At 69.5% G+C, this 25,003-nt stretch carries 22 protein-coding genes; 6 read left to right on the plus strand and 16 right to left on the minus strand.

The window, feature by feature from the left end:
- Window positions 1-113 precede the first annotated feature (113 nt).
- On the plus strand, window positions 114-728 hold the full coding sequence (locus AC3WT6_RS01665; RefSeq protein WP_492651813.1) for a TetR/AcrR family transcriptional regulator: 615 nt from the start codon (window positions 114-116) through the stop codon (window positions 726-728).
- A gap of 24 nt (window positions 729-752) precedes the next feature.
- Here AC3WT6_RS01665 and AC3WT6_RS01670 read toward each other — a convergent pair whose 3' ends face one another.
- Complete coding sequence (locus tag AC3WT6_RS01670; RefSeq protein ID WP_492651814.1) at window positions 753-2,159, minus strand: DUF1329 domain-containing protein; 1,407 nt, start codon at window positions 2,157-2,159, stop codon at window positions 753-755.
- Window positions 2,160-2,321: 162 nt separating this feature from the next.
- On the opposite strand from AC3WT6_RS01670, the gene AC3WT6_RS01675 reads away from it, so the two are divergent.
- Window positions 2,322-4,469, plus strand: coding sequence for a DUF1302 domain-containing protein (locus AC3WT6_RS01675; RefSeq protein WP_492651815.1), 2,148 nt, complete (start codon window positions 2,322-2,324; stop codon window positions 4,467-4,469).
- Here the strand turns inward: AC3WT6_RS01675 and AC3WT6_RS01680 are convergent.
- From AC3WT6_RS01680 to AC3WT6_RS01695, 4 genes are all read right to left on the minus strand, one after another.
- Window positions 4,448-5,854, minus strand: a complete 1,407-nt coding sequence (locus AC3WT6_RS01680; protein ID WP_492651816.1) for a diguanylate cyclase — start codon at window positions 5,852-5,854, stop codon at window positions 4,448-4,450. The genes AC3WT6_RS01675 and AC3WT6_RS01680 overlap by 22 nt on opposite strands.
- Window positions 5,855-6,026: 172 nt before the next feature.
- Window positions 6,027-6,254, minus strand: coding sequence for a DUF2798 domain-containing protein (locus AC3WT6_RS01685; protein ID WP_492651817.1), 228 nt, complete (start codon window positions 6,252-6,254; stop codon window positions 6,027-6,029).
- Between the two features lie 267 nt (window positions 6,255-6,521).
- Window positions 6,522-7,106, minus strand: coding sequence for a flavodoxin family protein (locus AC3WT6_RS01690; protein ID WP_492651818.1), 585 nt, complete (start codon window positions 7,104-7,106; stop codon window positions 6,522-6,524).
- Window positions 7,107-7,144: 38 nt separating this feature from the next.
- Entirely contained in the window at window positions 7,145-7,639 is a 495-nt protein-coding gene (locus AC3WT6_RS01695) for a DUF2938 domain-containing protein (protein WP_492651819.1), read from the minus strand.
- Between the two features lie 82 nt (window positions 7,640-7,721).
- On the opposite strand from AC3WT6_RS01695, the gene AC3WT6_RS01700 reads away from it, so the two are divergent.
- A complete protein-coding gene (locus AC3WT6_RS01700; protein ID WP_492651820.1) occupies window positions 7,722-8,174 on the plus strand; it encodes a helix-turn-helix domain-containing protein in 453 nt (150 codons plus the stop codon).
- 31 nt (window positions 8,175-8,205) lie between these two features.
- Here AC3WT6_RS01700 and AC3WT6_RS01705 read toward each other — a convergent pair whose 3' ends face one another.
- From AC3WT6_RS01705 to AC3WT6_RS01725, 5 genes are read right to left on the minus strand one after another with little or no spacing between them, the layout of a single operon-like run.
- Window positions 8,206-9,210: a glutathione S-transferase family protein gene (locus tag AC3WT6_RS01705; protein ID WP_492651821.1), complete on the minus strand. Its 1,005-nt coding sequence runs from the start codon at window positions 9,208-9,210 to the stop codon at window positions 8,206-8,208.
- A complete protein-coding gene (locus AC3WT6_RS01710; protein WP_492651822.1) occupies window positions 9,207-10,340 on the minus strand; it encodes a glutathione S-transferase family protein in 1,134 nt (377 codons plus the stop codon). The genes AC3WT6_RS01705 and AC3WT6_RS01710 overlap by 4 nt, the downstream gene beginning before the upstream one ends.
- Before the next feature lie 7 nt (window positions 10,341-10,347).
- A complete protein-coding gene (locus tag AC3WT6_RS01715) occupies window positions 10,348-11,448 on the minus strand; it encodes a glutathione S-transferase family protein (RefSeq protein ID WP_492651823.1) in 1,101 nt (366 codons plus the stop codon).
- Complete coding sequence (locus AC3WT6_RS01720; protein ID WP_492651824.1) at window positions 11,445-11,834, minus strand: hypothetical protein; 390 nt, start codon at window positions 11,832-11,834, stop codon at window positions 11,445-11,447. Before AC3WT6_RS01720 ends, AC3WT6_RS01715 begins: the two co-directional genes overlap by 4 nt.
- Entirely contained in the window at window positions 11,831-12,568 is a 738-nt protein-coding gene (locus tag AC3WT6_RS01725; RefSeq protein ID WP_492651825.1) for a glutathione S-transferase family protein, read from the minus strand. The genes AC3WT6_RS01720 and AC3WT6_RS01725 overlap by 4 nt, the downstream gene beginning before the upstream one ends.
- 88 nt (window positions 12,569-12,656) lie before the next feature.
- Here AC3WT6_RS01725 and AC3WT6_RS01730 point away from each other — a divergent pair, with 88 nt between their 5' ends.
- Window positions 12,657-13,913, plus strand: a complete 1,257-nt coding sequence (locus AC3WT6_RS01730) for a DsbA family protein (protein WP_492651826.1) — start codon at window positions 12,657-12,659, stop codon at window positions 13,911-13,913.
- A 124-nt stretch (window positions 13,914-14,037) separates the two neighbouring features.
- Here AC3WT6_RS01730 and AC3WT6_RS01735 read toward each other — a convergent pair whose 3' ends face one another.
- From AC3WT6_RS01735 to AC3WT6_RS01760, 6 genes are all read right to left on the minus strand, one after another.
- Window positions 14,038-15,207 (minus strand): glutathione S-transferase C-terminal domain-containing protein, encoded by a 1,170-nt coding sequence (locus AC3WT6_RS01735; protein WP_492651827.1) that lies wholly within the window; start codon window positions 15,205-15,207, stop codon window positions 14,038-14,040.
- 1 nt (window position 15,208) lies between these two features.
- Window positions 15,209-16,075 carry an SDR family NAD(P)-dependent oxidoreductase gene (locus AC3WT6_RS01740; RefSeq protein WP_492651828.1) on the minus strand — a complete coding sequence of 289 codons (867 nt, stop codon included), beginning with the start codon at window positions 16,073-16,075 and terminating at the stop codon, window positions 15,209-15,211.
- A 94-nt stretch (window positions 16,076-16,169) separates the two neighbouring features.
- Window positions 16,170-18,443 carry a DUF3604 domain-containing protein gene (locus AC3WT6_RS01745; RefSeq protein WP_492651829.1) on the minus strand — a complete coding sequence of 758 codons (2,274 nt, stop codon included), beginning with the start codon at window positions 18,441-18,443 and terminating at the stop codon, window positions 16,170-16,172.
- Window positions 18,440-19,360 carry a HupE/UreJ family protein gene (locus tag AC3WT6_RS01750; protein WP_492651830.1) on the minus strand — a complete coding sequence of 307 codons (921 nt, stop codon included), beginning with the start codon at window positions 19,358-19,360 and terminating at the stop codon, window positions 18,440-18,442. Before AC3WT6_RS01750 ends, AC3WT6_RS01745 begins: the two co-directional genes overlap by 4 nt.
- Before the next feature lie 287 nt (window positions 19,361-19,647).
- Window positions 19,648-20,436 (minus strand): peptidyl-prolyl cis-trans isomerase, encoded by a 789-nt coding sequence (locus AC3WT6_RS01755; RefSeq protein WP_492651831.1) that lies wholly within the window; start codon window positions 20,434-20,436, stop codon window positions 19,648-19,650.
- A gap of 231 nt (window positions 20,437-20,667) precedes the next feature.
- The gene (locus AC3WT6_RS01760; RefSeq protein WP_492651832.1) at window positions 20,668-22,920 is read right to left on the minus strand and encodes a DUF3604 domain-containing protein; all 2,253 of its coding nucleotides are present in this window, start codon (window positions 22,918-22,920) and stop codon (window positions 20,668-20,670) included.
- Between the two features lie 68 nt (window positions 22,921-22,988).
- Here AC3WT6_RS01760 and AC3WT6_RS01765 point away from each other — a divergent pair, with 68 nt between their 5' ends.
- Entirely contained in the window at window positions 22,989-23,810 is an 822-nt protein-coding gene (locus AC3WT6_RS01765; protein WP_492651833.1) for a SurA N-terminal domain-containing protein, read from the plus strand.
- Entirely contained in the window at window positions 23,800-24,975 is a 1,176-nt protein-coding gene (locus AC3WT6_RS01770) for a HupE/UreJ family protein (protein WP_492651834.1), read from the plus strand. The genes AC3WT6_RS01765 and AC3WT6_RS01770 overlap by 11 nt, the downstream gene beginning before the upstream one ends.
- The last annotated feature ends 28 nt before the right edge of the window (window positions 24,976-25,003 follow it).

Genomic DNA, 25,003 nt, shown 5'->3' on the forward strand with positions numbered 1-25,003 from the left:
GAACGGCAAGCAGTGTAGCGGAGCGACCCCAGCGCCTGCGGCTGACAGCCCCGACAGTTGGCGCGGCCTGCGCCGAACAGATATTGTCTCACTGTAAACTTTGGATGCAACGGATGCCCGCCAAGCCTCGCAAGACCACCGCACCGGTCGCCAAGCGCGCCTATCTCAGCCGCGATCAGCGCCGCCAGGCCCTGTTGTCGGCGGCAGCCGACATCGTCGAGCGCCAGGGCTGGCCGGCCCTGACCATGAGCGCGCTGGCCGAGCAGGGCGGCACCAGCCGGCAGCTGATCTACCAGCATTTCCCCAGCCTGGAAAAGCTGCTCGCCGACACCGCCTGGTACATCTTCAACGACACCATGGCCGGCACCCAGGCCTCGATCAGCGCCAACCCCGGCAGCCTGCAGGAGGCGGTGAAATCCGCCGAGGCGGTCACGCTCGATCTTTCGCCGGGTCTCGGCGACGCGCTCTGGCAGCTGATCGCCGGCACCGCCGGCGGCTCGCCGGAGCTGGAACGGATGCGCAAGGGCTTCCGCGAGCTGATCGGCGGCCTGTGGGCGGCGCCGGTGCGCAAGCAGCTGGGCCTGAGCGCGGCCGACGGCAAGGCCTACGCCTGGATGACCATGATGGCCTTCTGGGGCATGCGCCAGCTGGTGCGCGACGGCGTGATCTCGCGCAACCAAGGCGTGCGGCTGTTCAACCAGATGCTGGAGCGCGTCGTCCGCCCCTAAAAAGAGCGGACGCGCGACCTGCCACTACTTGCGCAGCTTGCGCCCGGCCAGGGTCTGCGGCCGGAAGTAGGCGTCGTCGAAGCTGGCGCCGAAGTCCGGGTAATCGTCGCCGGCATAGCTGGCGGTGACGAAGTAGCGACCGCTCTGCAGGTCGTAATGCACTTCCGGGCTACCGGTGGTGGCCGGCACGAACGGGAAGGTGGTGAGGTGCGCCTCCTGGAAGCGCCACAGCTGGTCGCGGTCGTCGTAGCAGTCCACCGCGGCGATGCTCCAGCTGTCTTCGTCGACGTAGAACACCCGGCGCCGGAAGCTGTGGCGGATGCCCGGCTTGAGGCTGGCCTCCACCACCCAGACCCGGTGCAGCTCGTAGCGGGTGAACTCCGGGTTGAGCGCGCCCTTGCGGATCAGCTTGTCGTAGCTGACATCCGGCGCCAGCAGACGCGCGGAGTTGTAGGGGATGTAGATCTCGCGCTTGCCGAGCAGCTTCCAGCTGTAGCGGTCGAGCGCGCCGTTGTACATGTCGGTCTGGTCGTTGAACATCAGCCCATCCGCCGAAGCCTTGGGATTGTCGTAGCCGACATTGGGCGCGCGCCGCGTGCGTCCCAGGCCCGGGTTGTAGATCCAGGCGCTGCGGCCGCCCTCGGTCTGGTCGGTGCTTTCGTGCACCAGCAGCAACTGACCGGCGATGCGCTTGGGCGACAGCACTTCCTGCAGGTAGTAGAGGATCAGGCCGGCCTCGATCGGGCTGGGTGCTTTCGGGTCACCGTATTTGAGCTTCACGTCCTCGACGATGCGCGCCAACTGGAAGCTGCCGTCGCGGGCGACGATCACCTCGTTGTTGTAGCGGCGCACGGCGCTGCCACGGAATTTCAGCTTGTGGTTCCAGATCACCTCGGCGCCGCTCTGCGGGATCGGGAACGGCACGCCCAGCTTGGCGCCGCTGAGCTTGTCGGTGCCTTCGAGCCGGGCGCTGAGGGCATTGGCGCGGGTCGCTGCGTCCACCTCGGGCAGGCTGAACGCCGGCCGCAGGCTGGGGAATACCCGCATCTGGAATTCCGGCACCTGCTCCAGCAGGGCGCGATGCCCGGCGCTGAGCTGTGCGGCGTACTGCGCGGCATTGGCCTTGCTGATGACGAAGCGCGGCTGGTCGCCGGCGTCCTTGGGCGCGATCGCCGCCTGCACCGCTTCCGGCTGCTTCTGCCGCAGCGCCTGCAAGTCGGCGTAGCGCAGCTGGAGCTGCTCGGGACGATAGCTCTTGCTACCGGCCCAGGCCGGGATGCTGCCGGCGGCATTGCCGGCGGCCTCGGCACCCGAAGGCGTCAGCGTCGCTCCCAGCTTCGCCGCCTCGGCGGCGCTCACCGCCGCCATCGCCGGACCGGCGACCAGCACACCCATGCAGAGGGCAAAAGCCCAGGCGTTCTTGGCATTCATTGTTTTCTCCTCCCGGCCGGAGCCGGTACCCGTCTTGCGGGCTTTTTGACTGTGTGTAAACTTTACATCCTGTAAATCGTTAGTCAAGACGAGCCACGCACCGAACCGGTGTCGCGGAGAAAGACCGGCCAACCAGGCCGGCGCAAGGCTGAAAGGAGAGAGATGAGCAAGACGCTGTGGCTGGCCGTACTCGGCCTGTGGTCGCTGGGCGCCGGCGCGGTGGATTTCGACCTCGGCCCGGCCAGCGGCGCGCTCAATACCCGCGTCTCGCTGGGTGCGGCGGTGCGCACCGAGGGCCGCGACTACCGGCTGATCGCCAAGCTCGCCAACCCCGGCCAGCTCGGGCTCTGCGACCCCGACGACTGCCAGTCGCAGACCGGAGATCCGGCCCCCAATCAGCACCTGGTCGACGCCCGCGGCGCTTTCTCCGGCGTCAACGAAGACAACGGCAATCTCAACTACGACCGCGGTGACTGGGTCAGCGCGCCCTTGCAGGTCCGCCCCAAGCTGGAGCTGATCTGGGGCGACTGGCAGTTCCAGGCTTCCGGCCTGCTGTTCTACGACTTCGTCAACACCGATTTCGACGAGTACCACGCCGACACCAAGTACCAGCCGCAGCGCACGCCGCGCGCCGACAATGTGGAGTCGCTGTTCGCCAAGGGCCACCGGCTCGGCAACCTGTTCGCCGCCGGCAGCTTCGACCTCGGCGGCCACGAGCTGCTGCTGCGCCTGGGCAACCAGGTGCTGAACTGGGGCGAGGCGAATCTGGTGCAGTTCAACACCCTCTCGGAATGGGCGCCGCTGGACGCGCCGATGCTGGCGATGCCCGGCGCCGAACCCAGCCAGTTGCAGCTCGCCACCCCGCTGGCGGTGGCCAGCCTCACGCTCACCGACGCGCTGTCGCTGGAGGCGGTCTACCAGCTGCAGTGGCGCGGCGCCAAGCTGCCGGCGACCGGCAGCCTGCTGTCGTTCAGCGATGTCGCCGGCGGCGGCGAATACGCGATCCTCGGCTTCGGCAATTTTCACGAGGACCCCGACCGCCAGTTCCGCCCGGCCGGTCTCGCCTCGGCGATCTCGCAGGCCACCCGCACCGTCTACCTGCCCGACGAGAACTTCGGCGCGCCGCGCGACAGCGGCCAGTTCGGCTTGCGGCTCAACTACCTCGCCGACTGGCTCAACAACGGCACCGAGCTGGCCCTGCACTACCTGCACTACCACAGCCGCTACCCGGTGCTGAGCGGCTACGCCGCCAATGCCAGCTGCACGCGCGACGCCAACGGCGGCGGTTTCGCCGGCGCCTTCCTTGCCTGCCAGGGCTTCAGCCAGAGCTTCAATCCCATCGGCCGCGAGCCGCTGCCGGTGGACACCGCGCGCCTGTTCCTCGACTACCCGGAAGACATCGACCTCGTCGGCCTGTCGTTCAACACCAATGTCGGTGACTGGGCCTTCTCCGGCGAGTACGCCTACCGCCCCAACCAGCCGCTGCAGATCCTGCAGTCGGACGTGCTGTTCGCCACTCTCGGTCCGGCCTTTCCGGCGCAGGACATCCCCATCGGCGCCGCCAGCCTCACCGACCCCGCGCTGCTCGCCGGACTGCCACCGGCGCTGGCGCAACCGCTGATGAGCTTGCAGGCCAGCCTGCTGCCGCAGCTGCCCAGCGGCACCGGCTTCGTGCTACCGGGCGAGAACAACGCGGTGCCGGATTTCCTCAGCCGCTACCGCGGCGTCACGATCAACGCCGGCGACTACATCGCCGGCTACGAGCGCCAGCAGGTCTCGCAGCTCAGCCTCACCGGCATCCGCACCTTCGCCGACAACCCGGTGGGTGCTTCGCAGATCTTCTGGGTGTTGGAGGCCGCCGCGCTCTACGTGCACGACCTGCCCAAGCGCGGCGCGCTGTACTTCGAGGGCGCGGGCGACCGCACGCATCCTTCGGCCGGCGCCGACGGCAGCGGCAGCACCGATGGCCAGCCGGACAGCCGCCACATCAATCCCACCCAGATGACTTCCGGCTTCGGCACCGGCTTCTCCTATGGCTACCGCAGCCTGCTAAGGCTCAGCTACAACGACCTGCCGGGCGGCATCACCGTCAATCCCACGCTGGTCTGGCTGCATGACCTCAAGGGCACCTCGCCGGCACCGATCATCAACTTCATCGAGGGCCGCAGGGTGTTGCTGAGCAATGTCACCGTCGAGTTCCAGGACGACTGGTCGGCCGGCCTCACCTACCAGGTCTTTGATGGCGGCGGCACCCGCAACCGCCTTAGCGACCGCGACAATCTCTCGCTCTACGTCGCCAAGGTGTTCTGAGCCGCGGACGCCACCGCCGGCGAAAAGATCAGGGCGCAGTTGCGGCCAGCGGCCTTGGCGGCATACAGCGCCTGGTCGGCGCGGCGGATCACCAAGTCGATGCGCTCGTCGTCCTCGCTCATCGCGGCGATGCCGGCGCTGAGCGTGATCGCGACGGCGCCCCGCCCGGTCTCCAGCCTCTGGCCGGCGACCGCTAGGCGAATGCGCTCGACCAAGCCGCGGGCGTACTGGGCATCGGTATCCGGCAGCAGCAGCACGAACTCCTCGCCGCCATAGCGGGCAAAGACATCAGCGGCACGCAGATGCGGAGCCACCGCGCGGGTCAGCAGTCGCAAGACCTCGTCGCCGGTCTGGTGCCCAAAGCGATCATTGATCCGCTTGAAGTGATCGAGATCCAGCATCACCGCCGACAGCGGCTGCCGATAGCGGCGCGCGACCTCGAACAACTGATTGGCGAGGTCGAAGAAATGCCGGCGGTTGCAGAGCCCGGTCAACTCGTCGGTGCGGGCGGCATCCTGCTCGCGGGACAGCGCCAGCTGCAGATTGCGATTGGCCAGTTCCAGGTCCAGCTTGGCGCGGCGCAGTTCCTCGTCGGCCTGATGGCGGGCGCTGATGTCCTGGTTGACGATGATCGCGCCGCTGACGCGGCCATCGTCCTCGTGCAGCGGGATCGCCGAGTTGAGGATGATCTTGCGACTGCCGTCGAAGCATTCGATGGCGATCTCCTCGTCGATCGAAGTCTCGCCCCGCTGGATCGCCCGTGACGCCGCCCACTCATCGGCGGCAATCGGCTTGCCGCTGTCCAGCCACCAACCCCGGTATTCGCCGAACTGCTCGGGCGGCACATAACGGGCGCCAGCCCAGATTTTCTGGCCGGCGGCATTGCCCTGGACGATCTGCCCCGCGTGATCCATCAGCCAGACGCCCACCGGCAGCGCGTCGAGAATCTTGCGCAGCGTCTGCTCGGTACGCGACAGCGCCGCCTCGGCCTTCTTGCGCGCGGTGATGTCTTCATGCGCCACCACCACTCTGGATTCGCCACGCTGCTGGCAGCGGGTCACCCGCGCGATGTACCAGCGCTCTTCGTCAGGGGAATCACAGGGATATTCCAGCAGGTAGTCGTCGCGCTCGCCACGCAGCACCGCGCGCAGCCCTTCCAGGAAATTCCGCGCGGTCTCATCGCCGCCGCAGCGGACGGCGTTCGCGCAGACGCTAAGATAGTTATGACCCACGTAAGCGCCGCAGCTTTCTCCCCGATTCTGTTGGGCGAAGCGACGCCAGGCCTCGTTGACGCCAATGATGACGCCCTCGGCATCGAGCACGGCGATATGCGCGGTCAGCGAATCGAGCACCACATTGGCAAATTCCGGCGGCTGGCTCCGCATGGCGGCCACGACTCCTGGACGAGATTGCCGGGTCTGCAAGCAGAGCCCTAGCAAGGATGCTCAGGCTGCCAGCAAAGGCCGCCCGGGCGCACTGCCCTAGGTCAATCCATCTACAACCGCCGGTCGCCGTCGGGCGGCGGGGGCCCGCACCCTGCGGGCCAGGGAAGCGCGCTCAGTGCTGGAGGGTCAGCCCCTGCACCAGCCTTCGGATCAGGGGCGCGAGCAGCAGCACGCTGGGGAAGGCGAACAGCCAGGCCAGGGGCCAGGAAAGCAGCCAGCTCCGGAGGAAGGACTCCCCCAGACCCAACAACCGCGCCGTGGACAGGGCCGACAGCCCGAGCGACATCACGCCCGACAGCAGCAGCGCGAACAGCAGGGGCGCAAAGCGGGCGGGAATCACGCCGCCGCCCTAGGGCCTGTTAACACTACGGGGGTCGCTGCGGCGGAAGGCGGTTTAGGGGCAGTGCCAGGAAGCGAGTCTGCGCAATACGTCGGTATTGAAAGACTCGCTGACGCTGCAATGCCCCAAAACCGTCCCGCCCCGGAGGGTTGCTGGCCAAAAGCGCGTCATGCGGCGTTGCCCGCCTAGCGAAGGCAACAAGCCTTCGCGTCGGCAGGCGCCTTGCCTGACGCGCTTTTGACCGGCAACGCAGCGATCCCCGTAGTGTTAACAGGCCCTAGTCGGCTCCGCCGTCTCGGCGCCGAGACGCGCCAGCGTGCGGGCGAAGTGGCGGCCGAACAGCCAGCCGCTTTCGCGGTCACCGTCCGGGAATGCGTCGGCCGGCGCGTTGTGTCCCGCCTGCGCCATGAGCCCGGTCCAGGAACCGAGGCGGTTGATCGCCGCCTCGCCACCGGCCACTGGACCAGGCAGGTAGGGATTTCCCACCCAGAGCATGCCGTGCTGCATGCAGAACACCAGCATCGACAGCAGCGTCGATTGCTTGTCGCCCGAAGGCAGCGAGGACACCGTGAAGCCCGCGGCGAGCTTGCCTCGCAGTTGCTGCCGGCGCCAAAGGCCGCCGGTCTTGTCCATGAAGCTCTTGAACACGCCCGAGACGCCGCCGAGATAGGTTGGCGATCCCAGGATCAGGCCGTCGAAGTCGGCTAGCTCCTCAGGATGCGTGGCCACCTCCTCAGCCTTGAGCAGGCGGACGCCCGCGAGCTGCTCGCTGGCGGCACCGGCAGCGACCTGCCGCGCGATGTGTTCGGTGTGGCCATGGGCACTGTGATAGATCACGGCGATCTGTTTCATTGAAGCTCTCCAGACAGGGCGCGGCGGGGCCGGTGGATTCAGGCCAGCAGACCGGCGAGGCCGCTGGCGGCCAGATAGAGACCGGCCCCGAAGACGGCATGGTTGGTCAGGTTGCGAACGGCGTTGGCGCGAGGCGTGGGAGTTCGACTGGCGAAGAAGCCTGCGCCCATCGCCGGCTGCAGGATCAGCCAGGGCGCCAGCACCGTGACCAGGCCAAAGCCCAGCGCCGGACCAGGACGCGGCGCCGACAGCCAGCCGGCGCCCACCAGCAGTACCAGCAGGCCGGCGAAGGCGATGCCGGTCAGGTAGTGCGCCAGCCAGCCAAGCGCCCGCTCGCCAGCGACCGCTGGCGAGCGGGCGATCGAAACGTGCGCCAGTCGTCCCCGGACCGCATGCCCGAACCAGCGCCCGAGCAGGGCGAAGTCGAGTGTCGGCACGCCAAGGCGGCGCACTAACAGCAGCCAGAGATCCATGACCGCGGTCGCGCCACAGCCGACGGCGATGACTGAAAGAAGGGTCGTCGATGAGTCCATGTCCGGTACCTCGCGATTGCATTGGGAAGCCAGTGGCGGCGACTATAGAAGTTGAAGTCAACTTCAATGCAAGAGGCCAGCGATGGACATTTCCCAAGTCGCCAAAAAAACCGGCGTGGCCGCCTCGACCCTGCGCTACTACGAGAAGCAGGGCCTGATCCGCTCGCTGGGCCGGCAGGGTGCGCGGCGCGTGTTTGCGCCATCGGTGTTGCAGCAACTGGCGCTGATCTCGCTCGGCCAGGCGGCCGGACTCTCTCTGGACGAGATCCGGCAGATGTTCACCCCTGGCGGAGCACTGCAGATGGATCGTGATTTGCTGCGGCGCAAGGCCGAGGAAATCGATGGTTTGATCCAGCAGCTAACAGCGATGAGCCGGGGGCTACGGCATGCCGCTGACTGCCCGGCCCCAACCCACACCGAATGCCCGAGCTTCCAGAAGCTGCTGACCCAGGCAGCGAGCGGCGCCCTGCCCAAACGCACCGCGCCGCTGGAACCGGTCCACAAAGTCGGGCGGCGACGGGAGGCTACTCGCTGAGCGCCTGGGCCAGCGAGTACCGGTGCATCGTCTAAGCAAACCAGCCTGCGCAACCGGCCGCGTCCAGCACTGGCGCAACGGCATGCCGCGACGCCTCGGGCAAGGCAGCCCAGCACCGCAGCAACTCGACGCGACATTTCTCCTGGTAGGCGAACGGCGCCTGCCGGTACTCGTGCCCGCGGATACTCACCACCAGCTCGCTCCTGCCCTCGGCGAGCGCCTGCTGGTTGGCGCTGAGGAAGGGCAGGTATTCGGCGCCGACCATTTCCAGCAGGCCCGCACGCGTGGTGGCGAGCAGCTCGGGCTGCCACTCGCCGTCGATGCCGGCGGCATCGTCGAGCGTGATCACCCAGGCTTCGACGGCCGGTGCGATCTCGCGACAGACCCGCTGCGGCCAGGGGTCGAGGCTGAGCTGCGCCAACTGCCCATAAAGCGCGAAATCGGCGAGCGAGGGCCGCGTGCCGAACAGGTAGCGGCCGGCGCTCACCGCCGGCCCCAGCAGCGACAGCAGGCGCTGGTAGCTGGCCTCGATCAGTGGCGCGTTGGCCGGCGTGCAGCCGACCAACGCCATGCGGCTGCGCTGGCGATCGTGAAAGAACTTCGCCGCCTGCGCCAGCGCCGGGCCGTGCGCCTTGGGCAGGCTGTCGCGGACGATCCATTGCGCCGCCCAGAGCGCGGTGGCGTCATCAAACCAGCGGTAGTGGAACATCTGCTTCATCACCCACTCGTCGGCGAAGTCCTCCAGCAGATGGCAGAGGAAGGCCTGCGCCGGATCGTCGGGAATGATCGAGCGCTCGCCGGGATGGCGCTCCTCCAGCCAGTAGGCCAGGGGCGTGGAGTCCACCCGCCATTCGCTCTCGCCCGGCGCCAGCAGCATCGGCACCAGCTTGGGCCGGACGTGGGCGACCTCCGGCAGGGTGTCGGCGCTGCCCACTTTCCAGACATGCGGCAACCGCCGGTAGCGGAGGATCGCCCGCAGCTTGCGCGAATAGGGCGAGGGATTGGCGCCGATCAGGCGGTAGGGTTCCAGGTTCATGTCGGCGAGTCCCAGGGCGTGCCGGAAAAGTAGAAGCGCAGACGCTGCGCGAAGCCGATCTGGCGCGGCGGCCCGGCCAGCGCGGAGCTGATGGGCCGCGCGTCGCCCTCGGGCATCGGCAGGCGCAGGATTTCGGCGATGCCAGTGCCGGCGAGACGCGCATCGACCCGCGCGCGGGTCTCGGCCGTCAGCGCCGCGTAGTCGTGCCGCAGCGTTGCCAGGCAGCGCGCGCGGTAGCGGATCGCCGGCAGCCGTGGGTAGTCGATGCCGCCGTAGCGGCCATCGAAGTGGCGAGCACCGGTGGCGAGCGCGGTGGCGTTGTCCTTGAGGTAGGGCAGATAGGCGCCGCCGAGGTCGGTGAAGATCGGCGCCCAGGCCGGGTCGCTGAAATCGTCCAGCGCGGTTTCGGTCCAGTCCTCCGCCGCGCAGTTCCACAGTCGCGTCACCCAGGCCCAGACGCGCGGCGCGGTCGCCGCCATCAGCGCCGCCGGACGCGGGTCCTGCGCGTAGTGGCGGAACATCGGCCCGAACCAGGCGATGTCCACCAGGCTGGGCCTGTCACCCAGCAGATAGCGGCGCTTTTCCAGCAGCGCCTCCAGCCAGGCCAGAGCCTGCGGGTAAAGCGCGGCGATGGCGTCGAAGTTGTGCGCGCGCACGCCGTCGCCGCGCAGGTAGATGCGCTGCTGGCGCTTGCGGAAGTACAGGCCCATCGCCCAGGCCGGGTGCGGCGTGCCGGCCGACAGCTCGGCGCCCAGGCGTGCGCCCAGATAGCGCGCGTTGTCCGGCCAGGCCCAGCGCCAGATCATCGCTGGCCGCCACTGCCACTCGTCGCAGTAGTCCTCGATCAGTGCCGACAGGAAGGCGCGATAGGGGTCGGCCGGGATCAGCGCGCGCTGCGGATGCTCGGCGTCCAGCCAGCGCAGCAGCGGCGTGCTGTCGCAGAGCCAGAGGCCGTCGTCGCGGCGCACCGCCGGCACCTTCATCCAGCCGGTATTGGGCAGCACCTCGCGCAGGAGAATGTCGGGCGTGATGCGCACCCGCTCGTAGGCGATGCGCTTGGCCCGCAGCGCGCCCTCCAGCTTGCCGCTGAAGTAGGAGACGTCGGAAAGATAGACGCGGTAGCGCGCCACCGGCGTCTCAGCCTTCGACCGCGACGTGCAGGGCGACCCGCTTGAGGCGGAAGTCCTGCTGGAAGTGCATCGCCTCCGGCACGCCGCGCTCCGCCGCCCAGGCATCCACCGAGGCGCGCTCGGCGGCCGGCAGCGCGCGATAGACATCGAGGATGCGCTGCACCATCCACAGCGTGTAGGGCATCGCCATGCGCCGGTAGCGACCGCCCGCCATCGGGAACTCGATCTCGCCCAGCGCACGCGGCAGGCGGCGGCCGGTCTTGAGCTTGGGCAGGAATTTCTGCACCTCGTCGCGGATGCCGGCGAGCATGGGGTAGAACTCGCCGAAGATGGCGTCGAACACCGGGTTGAGCGTTTCCGGAATCGCGTCGCCGGGCAGGAACTCGCCGGCCCCGGCCTTGACCGTGTTCATGCGCTCCACCCAGGCCTTGAGGTGAGGGCGCTTGGCGATCAGCTCGCGCTTGGGCCAGGGGTCGCGGCTGAGATGGCCGTACATGGGGCCGAACAGGCCAAAGTCGGCGACCGAGGGTTTGGTGCCCAACAGGAAGGGCAGCTTCGCGAAGTGCGTGTCGAGCGCGTCGAGCATGCGCTCGGTCCAGCGCTCCTGCACCGCGTACTGCGCCGGCACGATGCCGACGCTGGGCAGATAGCCGCGCAAGGTGCTGGCGACATAGGCGGCGATGCGCTTCTGTGCGAAGGCCGGGAAGTAAGGCAGCAGCGCCTTGCCGGCATCGTGCTCGAACAGCGCGTAGTTTTCCGGGTAGACCCAGCGGTAGTGCATCGCCGGCGGAATCCACCACTCATCCGCCCAGGCCTCGATCAGCAGCGCGGCGATGCGCTGGCGCGGCGTGGTCGGCAGCGTCGCGCCCTGCGGGAAGCGCTGTTCGATGATCTCGGCGATGTCCTTGGTGTCCTGCAGCCATTCGCCTTCCGGCGTGACCACCACCGGCATCACCTTGGCGCCGGTCTTCTTGGGGATGCGCCAGAGCAGGTTGATGGCATCGACCTCGTGGTCGATGAAGGGCACGTTCTTGTATTGCAGCAGCGCGCGGGTCTTGCCGCTGAAGAAGGACAGATGCCAACCGTGCATCACGTAAGGCTTGCTCACAGACGACTCCGCAGAAACAGGAAGGAGGCGGCGATGCCGCCCGGCAACAACACGCCGATCAGCAAGGCCAGCGCGGGCGCCTGCGGATCGAGCAGCAGATAGAGCGTGCGCAGGCCGGCGAACAGCAGCAGCGCCAGCGCCTGGGCGCGCAGAAAGCCGCGCAGGCCACCGTCTTCCAGCGCGTTGCCGAGCGTCAGTGCCAAGCCGAACAACTGGCAGCCGAGCAGGCCCAGGGTGCGCGCGGGTTCGTCCGGCGCGCCGGCCAGGGGCGCGAGGCCCAGGACGATCAGCAGCAGGCTGGCCGCACGCAGGGCAACGCGGTAGCGCAGCAGCCAGTGACGCGCTCCGCCCCAGCCCCTGGCGTCGGCGGCAAGCGCCCCACTCATCGCTGGACGATGCCGCGCGCCGCGGTGGCGAAGGCCTCGCCGGCCTTCTTGTCCTCGGCCGGCTCCGGCAGCTTGAACGGCACGGTGATGCCCTTCTGGCAGGCCGGGCGCACTTTCATCGCATCCAGCCAGCGGCGCAGATGCTCCAGGCCGTCGATGGAAGCCCCCGACCACTTGTAGGTGCGCACCCAGCACCAGTTGGCGATGTCGGCGATGGAGTACTCGTCGCCGGCCAGCCACTCGGCCTCGCCGAGGCGGCGGTCGAGCACCTCGAACAGGCGCCGGCACTCGTTCTGGTAGCGCTCGATGGCCACCGGGATCTTCTCCGGCAGATAGCGGTAGAAGACATTGGCCTGGCCCATCATCGGCCCCACCCCGCCCATCTGGAACATCAGCCACTGGATCGCGCGCATGCGCGCCTTGGGCTCGGCCGGCAGCAGCTTGCCGGTCTTCTCGGCGAGGTAGATCAGGATGGCGCCGGACTCGAACACCGCGGTGTCGTCATTGCCGTGATCGACGATCACCGGGATGCGGCCGTTGGGATTGAGCGCCAGGAACTCGGGCTTTTTCTGCTCACCGCCGAGGATGTTCACCGGCCGCACCGTGTAAGGCAGGCCCAGCTCCTCCAGCGCTACCGAGATCTTCCAGCCGTTGGGCGTGGGGGCGGTGAACAGTTCGATCTTTGGTTCGATCTGGGCGCCGCCCTGCGGCGTACCGCCAGTCTGCGCGGTCATTGGGATTCTCCTCCGGCCTGGTGCTTAAAATTTACACTATGTAAACTCAGGCACAGAATCCGGTCAATAGCCCGCACCCGAACGCGCCATGGAAACCCCGATTTCGCTGCCCGTCGCCGGCCTCAAGCCCAGCCTCAAGTCACGCCTGGTCGAGCGCGTCGCCAGTTCCCGCGATCCGCTGGCACGGCTGCGTGCCGGCCGAGCGCTGGAGCTGTACTACGAAGTCGGCGACCCGCACTCTCAGCTCTGCGCCGCGCTCGCCCGCCGCCTGCTGCCGCGCCTGCGGTTGCCGCTGCACATCCATCTGGTGCCCTCCCCGGCGGAAAGCACCTATCCGGAAGAAGCGCGCCAGCGTGCCTTCGCCAGCCTCGACGCCGCGCGCATCGCGCCCTGCCACGACCTGCCCGCGCCACTGCGCCTGAGCGAGGAGCAGCAGCGCGCTCTGCAAGCACGGCTCGCCGCCTGCACCGGCAACGCCGCCGCCTTTCTCGAGGCCGAGCGCGCCGCGCTGGAAGCCTTCGCCGCCCGCCGCGCGATACCGCCGGGGCCGAATACCGACGGCGTGGTGACCCAATCCCTGCTCGCCGGCAACGCCGCCCGGCGCGAGCGCCTGGGCCACTACCTGCCGGCGATGTGGCAGTACCGAGGCGAGTGGTTCTGGGCGCTGGACCGCCTGGAGTTCCTGCATGCGCGGCTCAGCGCCGACCAGGGTCTGGCCGACGCGGCGCCGCTGTCGGTGCTGGATGCCAGCCGCTTCCACGCCACACCCGTCGCCGCCGACGCGCCGCTGGAGTTCTGGTTCAGCTTCCGCAGCCCCTACTCCTACCTTGCCGCCGTCGCCCTGCTGCGCGAGCGCGCGCAGGGACGGCACGCAAACCTGCAAGTGCGGCCGGTGCTGCCGATGGTGATGCGCGGGCTGCCGGTGCCGCGCGTGAAGCGCCTCTACATCGTGCGCGACGTGAAGCGCTGCGCCGATGCCCAGGGCATCCCCTTCGGCCGCATCCACGACCCGGTCGGCGCCGGCGCGCTGCGCCTGCTCACCGTTTTTCCCTACAGCGCCGACACCGACACCCAGTTGCGCTACTGCGCCCTCGCCGGCCAGAGCGTCTGGGCCGAGGGCATCGACGTGAGCACCGACGAAGGCCTGCGCACGGTGTTCGAGCGCTGCGGCCTGGACTGGAGCGCCGCCCAGCAGAAGCTCGCGCAAGGCATCGACACCCGCCAGGCCGAAGCCAACCGCGAAGCGCTGTTCGCGGCCGGGCTGTGGGGCGTGCCCAGCTTCCGGCGTGGCGAGTTCACCACCTGGGGGCAGGATCGGCTGTGGATGTTGGAGCGATTGGGATAACCGTAGGGTGGGCAAAGCGCAGCGTGCCCACGCGAGCTGGCGCGGCTGGCGCGGCTGGCGCGGCTGGCGCGCCACTATCGCGTGGGCTGAAGCCCACCCTACCGCCTACGGCTGACCGCAATTCCTAGCGTCGCCACTCCGGCAAGCAGGCCTCGCAGCCAAGCGCCGACAGCGTTTCCAGACTCTCAGCCGACAGCGCTCTTGCCTGCGCACACAGCTCGCTCCAGGTACGCAGCTGAAACCGCTTCACCACGGTGCGCGCCGGCGCACCGCGCCACTCGAACTCGAACAGATCGCGGCCGCGGTTGAAGGCGGCTTCGTTGCGTGGGCCGTGTGAGGGCGCCGAAGCCGCCGCCGCCGCATTGGCGCGCATCAGCGGAATGAAATCGCGCTGCACCCAGGCCAGCAGCGACGCGAGGTCGGGATGCAGTCGCAGTTCTCCACGGCTGCCGGCATGGCGGCCCGCCGCAATCGCACCGAGCCAGGCGCGCAGCCTTGGCGCGCGCTCGCGCAGGCGGCGTTCGGAGCTGGGGTCGCTGAGGTTCATGCCGAGCTGGCCATACAGCGCGGCGTCGGCGAGGGTGAAACGATCCCCCAACAGATAAGGCTGCTGCGACAGCAGGCGCTCGGCGGCGTCCACCAGTTCGTCCCAGGACTGCTCCAGGCGCCGATGCGTGGCAGGAAAGCCGGCGCGCGTCGGCGGATCGGGCCAGCGGCCGGGAAGCCAGCGCTTGTTGTCGGGCGCGACCGAGAACAGGTAGGGCAGGCGCCGCGTCTGCCGCCGCGAAAAGCCCTCAGCGAGCAGCGGCTGTGCGAAGCCGGGCAGCAGACTGCGGAACTCGCGCGCCAGCCGCTCGCCGGCGTCGTTGTCGCCGCGCGACACCACCCAGCGGTGGTGATGCACGAGGTAGAGGCCCACTTCGTCGAGCGCTTCCTCAATCAGCTTGCAGACGAAGGCCAGTAGCGGTTCGCGCGGGATCAGCGGCTCGGCAGCGGCGCTAACCGGATGCGCGTCCAGCCAGCCGGCGATGCCGCTGCTGTCGTAGTGAATGTCGCCATCCGCCGTGAACAGGTAGGGCACCAGTGGGTACTCGTCGTCCGGCTGCGCGGACGGCCAGCGCTTCACCGTGTGCCTCGCTTGCGCGAGGCGCAGGCGCGCCATCAGCTTCAAGTTCTCCAGCGCGGTGCCGCCATCCGGCCGCCGCTCGGTAGGCAGGCCGGCGTGACGGCACAGCGCTTCCACCTTGAGGAAGAAGGGGGACAGCTCCGAGCCCCAGAGCAGCGCCGGTTTCATCTCAGGCTTTCGCGGCGCGCCTCGGCTTGGGCGACATGCGTGCCATCATGCGGTCGAGCACCGAGGGCATCACCCGCTTGGTCCAGTAGCCGGAGAGCGCGTCGCGGCCCACCACCACCAGCGGCCGGTTGCGGCGCGCGGCGGCGAGCGTTTTGCGGGCGACGGTGACGGCCTCCAGGTTGTTGCGCACAAACCAGTTCTGCACGAAGCGCTGGGTGCGCTCGTTGTCCATGCGACCGAACAGCTTGAGCTTGCCGGCGATGGGTGTCTTCACGAAGCCGGGGCAGACGGTGGTGACGCCGATGCGCGAGCCGGCCAGCTCGGCGCGCAGGCTCTCGCCCATCGCCACCACCGCCGCCTTGGTGCTGCCATAGGCGCCCAGACCGTTGAAGCCGACCAGGCCGGCGGCGGAGGCGATGTTGACGATGTGGCCGGCACGCTCGCCACGCGCGAGGCTGCCGGCGCGCGCCAGCATGGCCGGCAGCACCACGTTCATCACCCGCACCACGCCGAGCACGTTGATCTCGTGCAGGCGCCGCCACTCCTCCATCGGCACCTCGTGCAGCAGGCCGGCGCTGACGATGCCGGCGCTGTTCACCACCAGATCGGCGGCCGGCGCCAGGGCAGCGATGGCGGCGGGCAGACGGGCGATGTCTTCGTCCCTGGCGACATCGGCGGAGAGCGTCGCGACCTCGGCGGCGCCGAGCTGGCGCAAAGCTTCGGCGGCGGTTGCCAGCGTCGCCGGATCGCGCGCCACCAGCAGCAGGCGCGCACCTTCGGCGGCCAGCAGCTCGGCGATGGCGAGGCCAATGCCGCTGGAGCCGCCGGTGATGACGCAGAGTTTGTTCTTGTAGGTTTTCGTGGGCATGGTGGGGCGACGTAGTTTGAAAGTGTGTTGCCCCTCTCCCCTACCCCTCTCCCACGAGGGGAGAGGGGAAACAAGAAACGAGGCGCCGGAGGAATCAGTTTTGCGGAGCCTCGTACCAGACCGGCGAACCCCATACCCGCTCTTCCAGCGTGGCGAAGATGTTCTTGCCGGTGAAGCTGCCGGGCTCGCCTTCCATGCGGCAGCAGCCCTCGTAGCCGGCAAAGCCGGACTCGGCCGGGAAGATACCGTTGGCCGGGCTCAGCGCGGCGCAATCCACACCCTTGCTGACGCAGAGCTGGGTGCTCCAGCGGCAGCTCGGAATCTCCCGCGCGCGGGCGTACCAGTAAGCGTCGCGGTCGGCGTGGAAGTCCGGGTCTTGCCAGGTGACGCAAAGCTGCTCGGGGTGCAGGCCAGGCGCCACCGAGCAGTCGGGCGCCGGACGCTCCACCGGATGGCTGCTGTGGGCCACCGCCTCGTAGGCGCGCACCTTGGGCTCACCGCCGGCGTTGAGGGTGCCCTTGATGAGATCGATGGCCTGTAGCGGCAGCGTGGCCTCGCCGGCGCCGCCGAGATCCTGCATGGCCCAGACGGTGATGTAGGGCGCGTTGGCGCCCGCCGGCCGGGGCGGCAGGTCGCCGCCCATCACCGCGCCGGTGCTGGCGGTGACACTCTCGCCGCCCTGCGCCAGCCTCGCGCAGATGTCGGCGGGCGGCGGCGTCCAGCTCGCCTGCATGCGGATGCGCAGGCGTGGGCCGGAGGTGCCGAAGGTCTCGCCACGGTGCAGGGCGTCCCAGATCTGGCCGCGGGTGTTTTCCGCCGACCAGACGCCGGCCAGGCCACCGCTGCCAAAGCCACGCGCGCGGTCGAGGAAGATGCGGTTGGTGCAGTTGCCGGGGTCGCTGGGATCTTCCGGATTGATCGGCCGGTTGCTGTTGTCGCAGTCCCACATGCCGAGGTGGTCCTTGGGCTCGTCTTCGAGCACGCCGCCGTGGCCGGGGTAGGCGCGCTCGCGGGCCATGCCCGGCGTGCCGTTGTGGGTGTCGGTGGAGGCGATGACGCCCTGGCGGTAGGGGTTGAGTCCGAGGATGCCGCGCAGGCTCAGGCCCTCGGCCATGGCATTGCGGTAGTAGTCCAGCGGCGTGGTGCAGTTGGCGGCCGGGCCGGAGGCGCCATCGGGGCCGGCGGTTTCACAGACGCGGGTGAGCAAGGTGGGCGCCTGCTGCAGCGAGCAGAAGCTCGGGTCGCGCGCCGGGTCGCCGGTGCAGTAGCGCGCGCAGCCGGGCGGATCGTCGGGCAGGCCGGCGCAGACGTTCTTGCTCAGCTCGAAGTCGCAACGGGTCTCCTCGCCCTCCAGGTAATTGCCCTCCAGGCCGGCGGCGCACTCGGAAGCACCCTTGTGCTGGTAGATCTCCAGCACCCGGTCGTAGCCGCGCCGCAGCTCGGCATCGCCCCGGGTGAGCGCCACCCCGTCGCGGCCGGGCGGCAGGCCGGTGGCGAAGTCGGTGGGCATGAAGAAGCGGCCGTCGGAGAGATTGCTGCTGTGCGGGATGGTCAGGGCCTGGCAGCCGGGCGTGCCGCCGCATTCGGTCTGCAAGTGATCGAACAGCATCCACTCGTCGTTGGCGTTGCGGTCGTCGATGCCGGTGAGCGGGGTCACCGAGCTGAACACCACATCCGGCACCTGCCCGGCGTCACCGCGGAAGATCACGTTCCGGTGCAGCATCTGGCCGCGCTTGTTGGAGCTGAACTCGTAGCCGTGCAGCGTCGAGAAGCTGCAAGGGCGGTATTCCTCCTCGGTGATCGCTTTCTGCGCCGCCCAGGCCGGGCGCTCGGTGGGGCTTTCCGCCAGCAGGGTCTGGACCAGAATCTGGAACGGCGTGGTGGTGCCCTCGACGAAGGCGCGGATGTCGCCACGAATGTTGTCGCCGACGATCTCGCAGACCGGATTGGTGCCGGCCGGCACCGTGCCGCCCAGCTCGCAGAGCGTGCGGAAGGCGCCGAGGAATTCGGCGTGGTCGGTGACCGCCGCGAAGTCCAGCGGCCGGTCGAGCTGCTCGAAATGAGTGGCGGTGTTGGGGTCGGTATCGCCGGAGGGATAGCCGCCCGGCTCGCCCTGGGCAAAGCGCAGCGCCTCGCGCGGGCCGTTGATGGAGTTGAAGAAGTAGGCGTCGAAGGAATCGCTGGTGTGCACGTGCAGATCGCCATACAGCGCCTGCTTGCGGCCGGCGACCACCGGGCCGCATTCGCCCTGCACCACCTCAGGATCGGTCGGCGTCACCGGCGTCGGCAGCTCCGGCGCGGTGGAGGAGCCGCAGGCCGCCAGCAGGCCCGCGAATACCGTCAGACCCAGGCGAGAAGAAAGAGTCATGCACTTGCTCCGGTGAAGACCACGGCCGCGCGTTGCAGCAGCCAGTAGGCGGCGACGGCGCCATAGGCGCTCAAGGCCAGCGGCGCGTAGCGCGCCAGCGGCCGCGTCAGGGCGACGAGGCCCAGCAGCGCCAGCACGAACAGCAGTTGTCCGAACTCGACGCCGAGATTGAAGGCCGCCAGCGCCCAGGCCTGCGCGCCCTCCGGCAGGCCGGTGGCGGCTAGCGCACCGGCAAAGCCGAAGCCATGCAGCAGGCCGAAGCCGAAGGCGATGCTGGCCGGCCAGCGCAGCGCCAGGCCTTCGGCGCCGGTCGCCAGCTCCACCGCCAGCAGAAGGATGGAGGCGGCGATGCTCGCCTCCACCGCCGCCGAAGGCAGTTGCCAGCCGCCAAGCGCGGCGCCGGCCAGGGTGATCGAGTGCGCCAGGGTGAAGGCGCTGAGCGTGCCGACCAGGCGCGGCAGGCCGCGCGCCGAACGCCGCCACAGCGCGAACAGGCCGAGCACGAACAGCAGATGATCCGGCCCGCCGAGGATGTGCTCGACGCCCAGCCCCAGGTAGTGCGCCACCGGCGGTGGCGGCGGCGCCTCGCTGCGCTGCCACTGCGGCCGGCTGGCCGAGAGCACCGCGTATTGCGGCTCGCCGTGCAGGGGCTGGATCAGCAGCACCGCGTCGGGCAGTTGCACGCTGAAGCCCTGCAGGCCGAACTGGCCGTCGAGTCCCTGCGGGCAGCGCAGCGTCCAGCGCAGCACCATGCCCTCGTCGGCCGGCTGCTGGCGCGGCTCGCCCAGGCGCTCGCAACTGGCCGGCCACTGCGGTTGCAGCGGCAGCAGACGGCCTTCGAAGTCTTCCGGCAGGCGCAGGTGGCTGTCCCAGGTCTGCGCATCGCGCTGCGTCAGGCGCCACTGTGCGCTGCTCATGGCGTGCGACCAGACGAGGCTGGGGAGCAGGAGGAGTAGAGACAGTACGGCGGACTTGAAGCCGCTGCGGATCAAGCCCCTCCCCCCGCTTGCGGGGGGAGGTTGGGAGGGGGGCGGTTTAGGGGCCGCAACAGTGGCCGCAGCGGCCATGCAGCGAACGCCCCCACCCCGCGATTGACTCAACGGGAACTGACATTGAGTCAGTTCCCGCCCCGGCCAATCGCCCCCCGCGCGCGGGGGAGGGGGTGAAATCACTGCAGGCACATTGCCCCAAGCCGCGAGCCCCATCACGGCTGCGCACTCCCACTCAAGCCATAGCGCGTCTTCAGCCGCTCCAGCGCCAGCCGGGTCTGCTCGCGGCGCTGCTCCAGCAGCCAGTCGCGCTGGGCGCGTTCGCGCACGGCGGCGAAGTCCGGCGCGCGGGTTTCGCGCTGGAGGATGCGGACGAAGTGCAGGCCCAGCGAAGACACCAGCGGCCCCTGCCATTCGCCGGCCGGCAGCTCCTGCAACTGCTGCGCGAGGCGGCCGCCGAACAGGCGCTCCAGCTCGACGCTGTCCACGCCTTCCAGCCGGGTGCCGCCGGGGTGCGGATCGCTCAACGCCGCAAGCTCGGTCGCACCAGCGCTGGCCAAACGCGGCGCCAGCGCGCTGGCATCCGCCGGCAACTGTTCGCCGTGCCGGCCGCGCGAGAGGAATACGTGTTGCAGGCTCAGCCGCGCCAGCCCGCCGTAACGGGCCGGATGCTGCGCCACCCAGTCGCGCAGCTCGGCCTCGCCGGGCTCGGCGACATCGACGCCGGCTTCCAGCAGCAGCCGCATCTTCTGCACCAGTCGGCGACGCACGATCAGATCGCCGTCGTCGAGACCGCGCGCCAGCGCCTCGCGATAGAGCACCTCGTCTTCCAGCCACTGGCTGGCGTCCTGACCGCTGCCGGCCACCGCCGGCGCGCGCAGCTCGGGCGAACGCTGCCGCCAGCCGTCCACCGCGAACAGCAGCGCGCCCAGCGCCAGAAACAGCAGCAGCGCGTGCCGCCGTTGCAGGGCGCTCAGGGCATCGAGGAAGCGCTGCACGCGCATCAGCGCCCCGGCTCTTGAGGAAAGCGTAGCGAGCAAGCCCAGTCGCAACGAATAGGAGCGCAGCAACCGCAGCGCACTTCGCCGGCGCCCCAGAGACCGCGAAGCGGCCCTTGAGTGGAAGCGGGCAAAGACGGGCGCTCCCGCACCCACGCTACGCGACGCCGTGTCGCGCCCGTCTTGCGTGAGGATTGCGAGCACCGCATGAGGCGGCGAATGGGCTGCGCAGTAGCTTTACTCATGGGCCGGCCGGATGAAGATGGGGCTGGACCAGGCCCGCTGCTGCACGTCCTTCAGGCATTGGTCAGCGAGCGGCGTGCGGGCATCACCGTGGCAGGGCTGCACCGCGATGCACTGGCCTTTCTCGTCGTACTCGCAGCGCAGTTGCGCGCCGTTGATGGTCGGCTCGGCGCGTTGCAGGGCGCGCGCGTAATAGAGCACCTCGCCACCCAGCGCCGGATAGTCCGGGTCTTCGAACTCGGCGCTGCAACCCTGGCCGCTGTCGGCGCAGGCCAGCACCTTCCAGGGGTCTTCGATCAGCGGCTTGAGTGGGTCGTGCAGATCCTTCTGGCGGCGGATGCGGACGATCTCGATGCGCTCGATGGGCGTGCGGGCGTCGCCGGGGTTGTAGCACTCGCCGCCGCACAGCTCCTGGATGCGCTGCGGGCCGATGGCGGCCTCGGTCCAGGCCGGGCAGCCGGGCTTTTGTTCGTAGGCGCCGAGCGCGTGCACCTTAAAGCGCGGCACCTCGGTGCCGACCAGCTCCGAGCCCATGGGGTGCCGCTGGCCGTCGCTGCCGATCAGGTCGAACCAGAGCAGCATGCGCGGGCCGGAGGTGCCGTACACCTCCTTGCGTTGCAGCGCGTTCCAGATCGAGTCGCGGTCGCGGTGCGGCGCGTGCACCGCCACCAGACCACCGGTGTAGAAGAACGAGGACTGCCGCTCGGTCTCGTTGACCTGCAGGAAGTTGAAGGGCGAGCCCTCCAGGCTGAACTCGCGGGGCGTGCCGGGATCGCCAGTGGGCTTGGCGCGCTCGACGAAGCGCTGCTGCACCACGGCATTGAGCGCGCCGCGGCTTTCGGTGGCGGCGTGGCGGTTGACCTGCTTGTAGCCGGTACCGGCCTCGGCGGCGTGGTTGTCGCTGGAGCCGATGAAGCCGAAGTGGAAGCGCAGCGGGCCGCCGTCCAGCGGGTCTTTCTCGGCCGGGTTGCTGAGCGCCATGATCGCCTGCGCCGAGCTACCCGGCCGGTAGTTGAACGCCGGCAGCACGCAGTCGGTGCACTGGCCGCAGTTGAGCCAGTCTTCCGGCCTGACGTCGGCGACGGTGAGCTGGCCGGCGCGGCCAGCCTTGAGGTAGTTCTTCTTCACCGTCTCGACCTTGCTGTTGCAGTCGGCGGAGTTGGGGTCTTCGCAGCGCGAGCGGATGATCTGCGCGGCGCGCTGGCAGCAGGGCAGGTAGTCGGGCGTGGCTTCCGGGCAGACCATCTCGCCATTGCCGTCATAGGCCACCGCCTTCCAGTCGCGATAGGGCTCGGAGTTGCCGTGACCGGAGTAGATCTCGATGAGCTTCTGGCGCTTGGGGTCGTGCTGCGCGAGCGTGAGCTGCTTCTCCCAGCTCGAACCCGGCGGCGTGTAGTAGCCCCAGGTGGTGCCGTGCGGAATCACCAGCGCCTCGCCGCCCCATTCGTCGAGCTTGCGGAACAGCTCGCCGGGCGTGGCCGCCGCCTCGATGCACTCGCGCGGCAGCTCGCGGCTGTTGACGCCCTCGGCGCAGGCCGGAATCTCCGCCAGCTCGCGGCGCTTGTCCTGTTGCAGGAACTGCTGCTGGCGGTGCGGGAAGTCCGCCACGTAGGGCCCGAACAAGCGCTCCAGCGGCGGCTGCGGATCGTGGCGCATGGCCTTGAAGGCGAGGCCACCGGCGATGATCGGGCGCGCCGGTACCAGCGCGTCGGCGGTCTCCTTGAGGATCACGTTCTTGTGGCCGTAGTGGGTCGCGGGCGTGTTGCCCATCTGCGTCCATTCCCAGCCGAGAAAGGCCACGAGGTCCGGATTCTCTGCCGGGCCGGCGGCCTGGTTACAGGCGCGCACGGTGTCCTTGATCATCGACCAGTGCCGGGGCGTCAGGCTCTCCGAGTGGTCGGTGTGGGCGTAGAAGTCGAGCGCCGAGCAGTAGCGCGCGTAGTCGCAGGCATCGGCCGGCGGCCGCGCGCCGGGGCCGTGCATCAGCGGCAGCGCCCAGACGAAGGCGTCCATCGAGAAGGTGGTGTGCACATGCAGATCGCCGAACAGCACCTGGCCGTCCTCGCCGCTGCCATCGGCCGGCGCGCTGTGCTGCGCGAGACGCTGGCGCAGGCTGTCGGGGTTCACTCGCGAGGCGCTCAGCGTACCGGCAGCCTCGGGTGCGACCTGACGGTCCCACCATCCGAGCAGGCTCACAACGGCAACGCCGACCAGCAGGCCGGCCAGCACTTTGTTTCTTGTTTTCATGGCTCCTCCACGGAGCAGATTCCGCAGACTTGCGGCCATTAAAGGTCCGTGGTTTACACTCTGTCAATATGTATCGATATTCGATTTCTTCGCGTCTGGCGCTGGCCTGGGCCTCGGTGCTGCTCGGCGGCCTGCTGGCGGCCGGCAGCCTGCTGTACGAGGGCCGGCCCGGCCGGATGCCCGGCGATGCGGTCGCCCTGGTCGGCGCGCAGAGCATCGGCCGCGCGCAATGGCTGCGCGCCGTGCAGGCGGTCGAGGGCGATCTCGGCCGCCCGCTGGAAGCCAGCGAGCGCCGCGCGGTGCTGGACAAGCTGATCGACGAGGAGCTGCTGTTTCAGCACGCGCTCGACAGCGGCCTGGCGCGCGACGAACCCGGCCTGCGCAAGACCCTGATCGCGGCGCTGATCGACGCCAGCACCGTCGGTGGCCAGGTGGACGAAGCCGGCGCCCGTGCGCTGTTCGACGCCGACCCCGGCCGCTTCGCCGCGCTGCCGCGCCTCACAGTGGCCGCCGTACAGGCACCGGGCGATGCCGACCGTGCCGCCCTGCTCGCCGTGCTGCGTGGCAAGCAGGCGCCGCCATCGGGCTGGCAGATAGTGGCGCTGCCGGAGCAGGCGCTGTCGCTCTCGCAGCTCGCCCACTACCTCGGCGGCGGTGCCAGCGAGGCGCTGCGGCAGGCAGCGGTCGATGAGCTGATCGGTCCGCTACAGACCGGCACCCGCACGCAGTTCCTGCTGGTGCTGGCGCGCCAGGCCGACGCTCCCGCCTACGAGGACGTGGCCGAGGCGGTGCGCGCGGAATGGGCGCGCCGCGAAGCCGAGCGCGCGCTGGCGGCGCTGCTGCAACGCCTGCGGCGCAACGCCAGCCTGCGGGTCAGCGATGCGCTTTGATGCCGGCAGTCGGTGGGACTGGCTGCGGCGCGCGCTGACGCCACTCGCCGCACTGTTGCTCCTCGCGCTGCCGGGCAGCGCTAGCGCGCACAGCCGCTCGGTGTCCTACGCGGACTGGAGCCAAAGCGCCGATGGCCGCGAGTTGCGCCTGGAACTGCGCCTGCCGCTGGTGGAACTGAACCGCGCCAGCCTCGACCCCGCCGACCCGGCGCTGGCCGACACCCTGGCGCAGGCACTGCGCCAGGGCTACGAGATCCGCGATGCCAATGGCCCCTGCGCCAACGACAGCGCCCAGGCGCAGCGCAGCGGCGAGAGCTGGCTGCTGGAGGCGCGCTGGCACTGCCAGGGCGCGGCGCAGCAACTGCGCAGCCAGTTTCTGCTCGACCGGGTTCCCGGCCATCTGCAACTGGTGCAGTTGCACGGCCCGCAAGGCAGCCGCGGCCCCTACGCGCTGAGCGCCGGGCAGCCGCGCTTGCAGCTCGCCGAGGCGGCGGCCGAACCGGCGCCGCCGCCCAGCCTCGGTCGCTACCTGGGCCTGGGCGCGGAGCACATCCTCAGCGGCTGGGATCACCTCGCCTTTCTGCTGGTGCTGGTGCTGGGCGCTACCACCCTCGGCCAACTGGCCTGGCGGGTCACCGGCTTCACGCTCGGCCACAGCCTCACGCTGGTGCTGGCGACCCTGGGCGCGGTGCGCCCGCCCTCGGCGCTGATCGAGGCCTTTATTGCGCTGACCATCGCCTGCACCGCCGCCGAGCGCCTGCTCGCCGGCCAGCCACGCGCGGCGACACAGGCGGCCTTGCTCACCGCCGCGCTGGCGCTGGTCGGCTGCCTGACCGGCGTGCTGCCCTGGCTGCTGCTGCCGGCGGCGGTGCTGCTGAGCCTGGGCGGTGGCGCCGACCCGCGCCTGGACAGCCTGCGCAGCGCACTGTTCGGCCTGTTCCACGGCTTCGGCTTTGCCGGCCTGCTGGCCACGCTCAGCCCAGGCCAGAGCCTGCCGGCGCTGCCGCTGTTCGGCTTCAACCTCGGCGTCGAGCTGGGCCAGTTGCTGTTCGTGCTGCCGGTGTACTGGCTGGCGCAGCGCTGGCCGCGCTGGCGCGATGGCCCCCTGCTGCCGGCGGCGGTACTGGCGCTGGGCTGCGGCTGGTACTTCGCGCGCCTGAGCTGAACCCCTGCACCTCACAACAACAAGCAAA

The sequence above is a fragment of the Stagnimonas sp. FW305-C-60 genome (assembly GCF_058782965.1).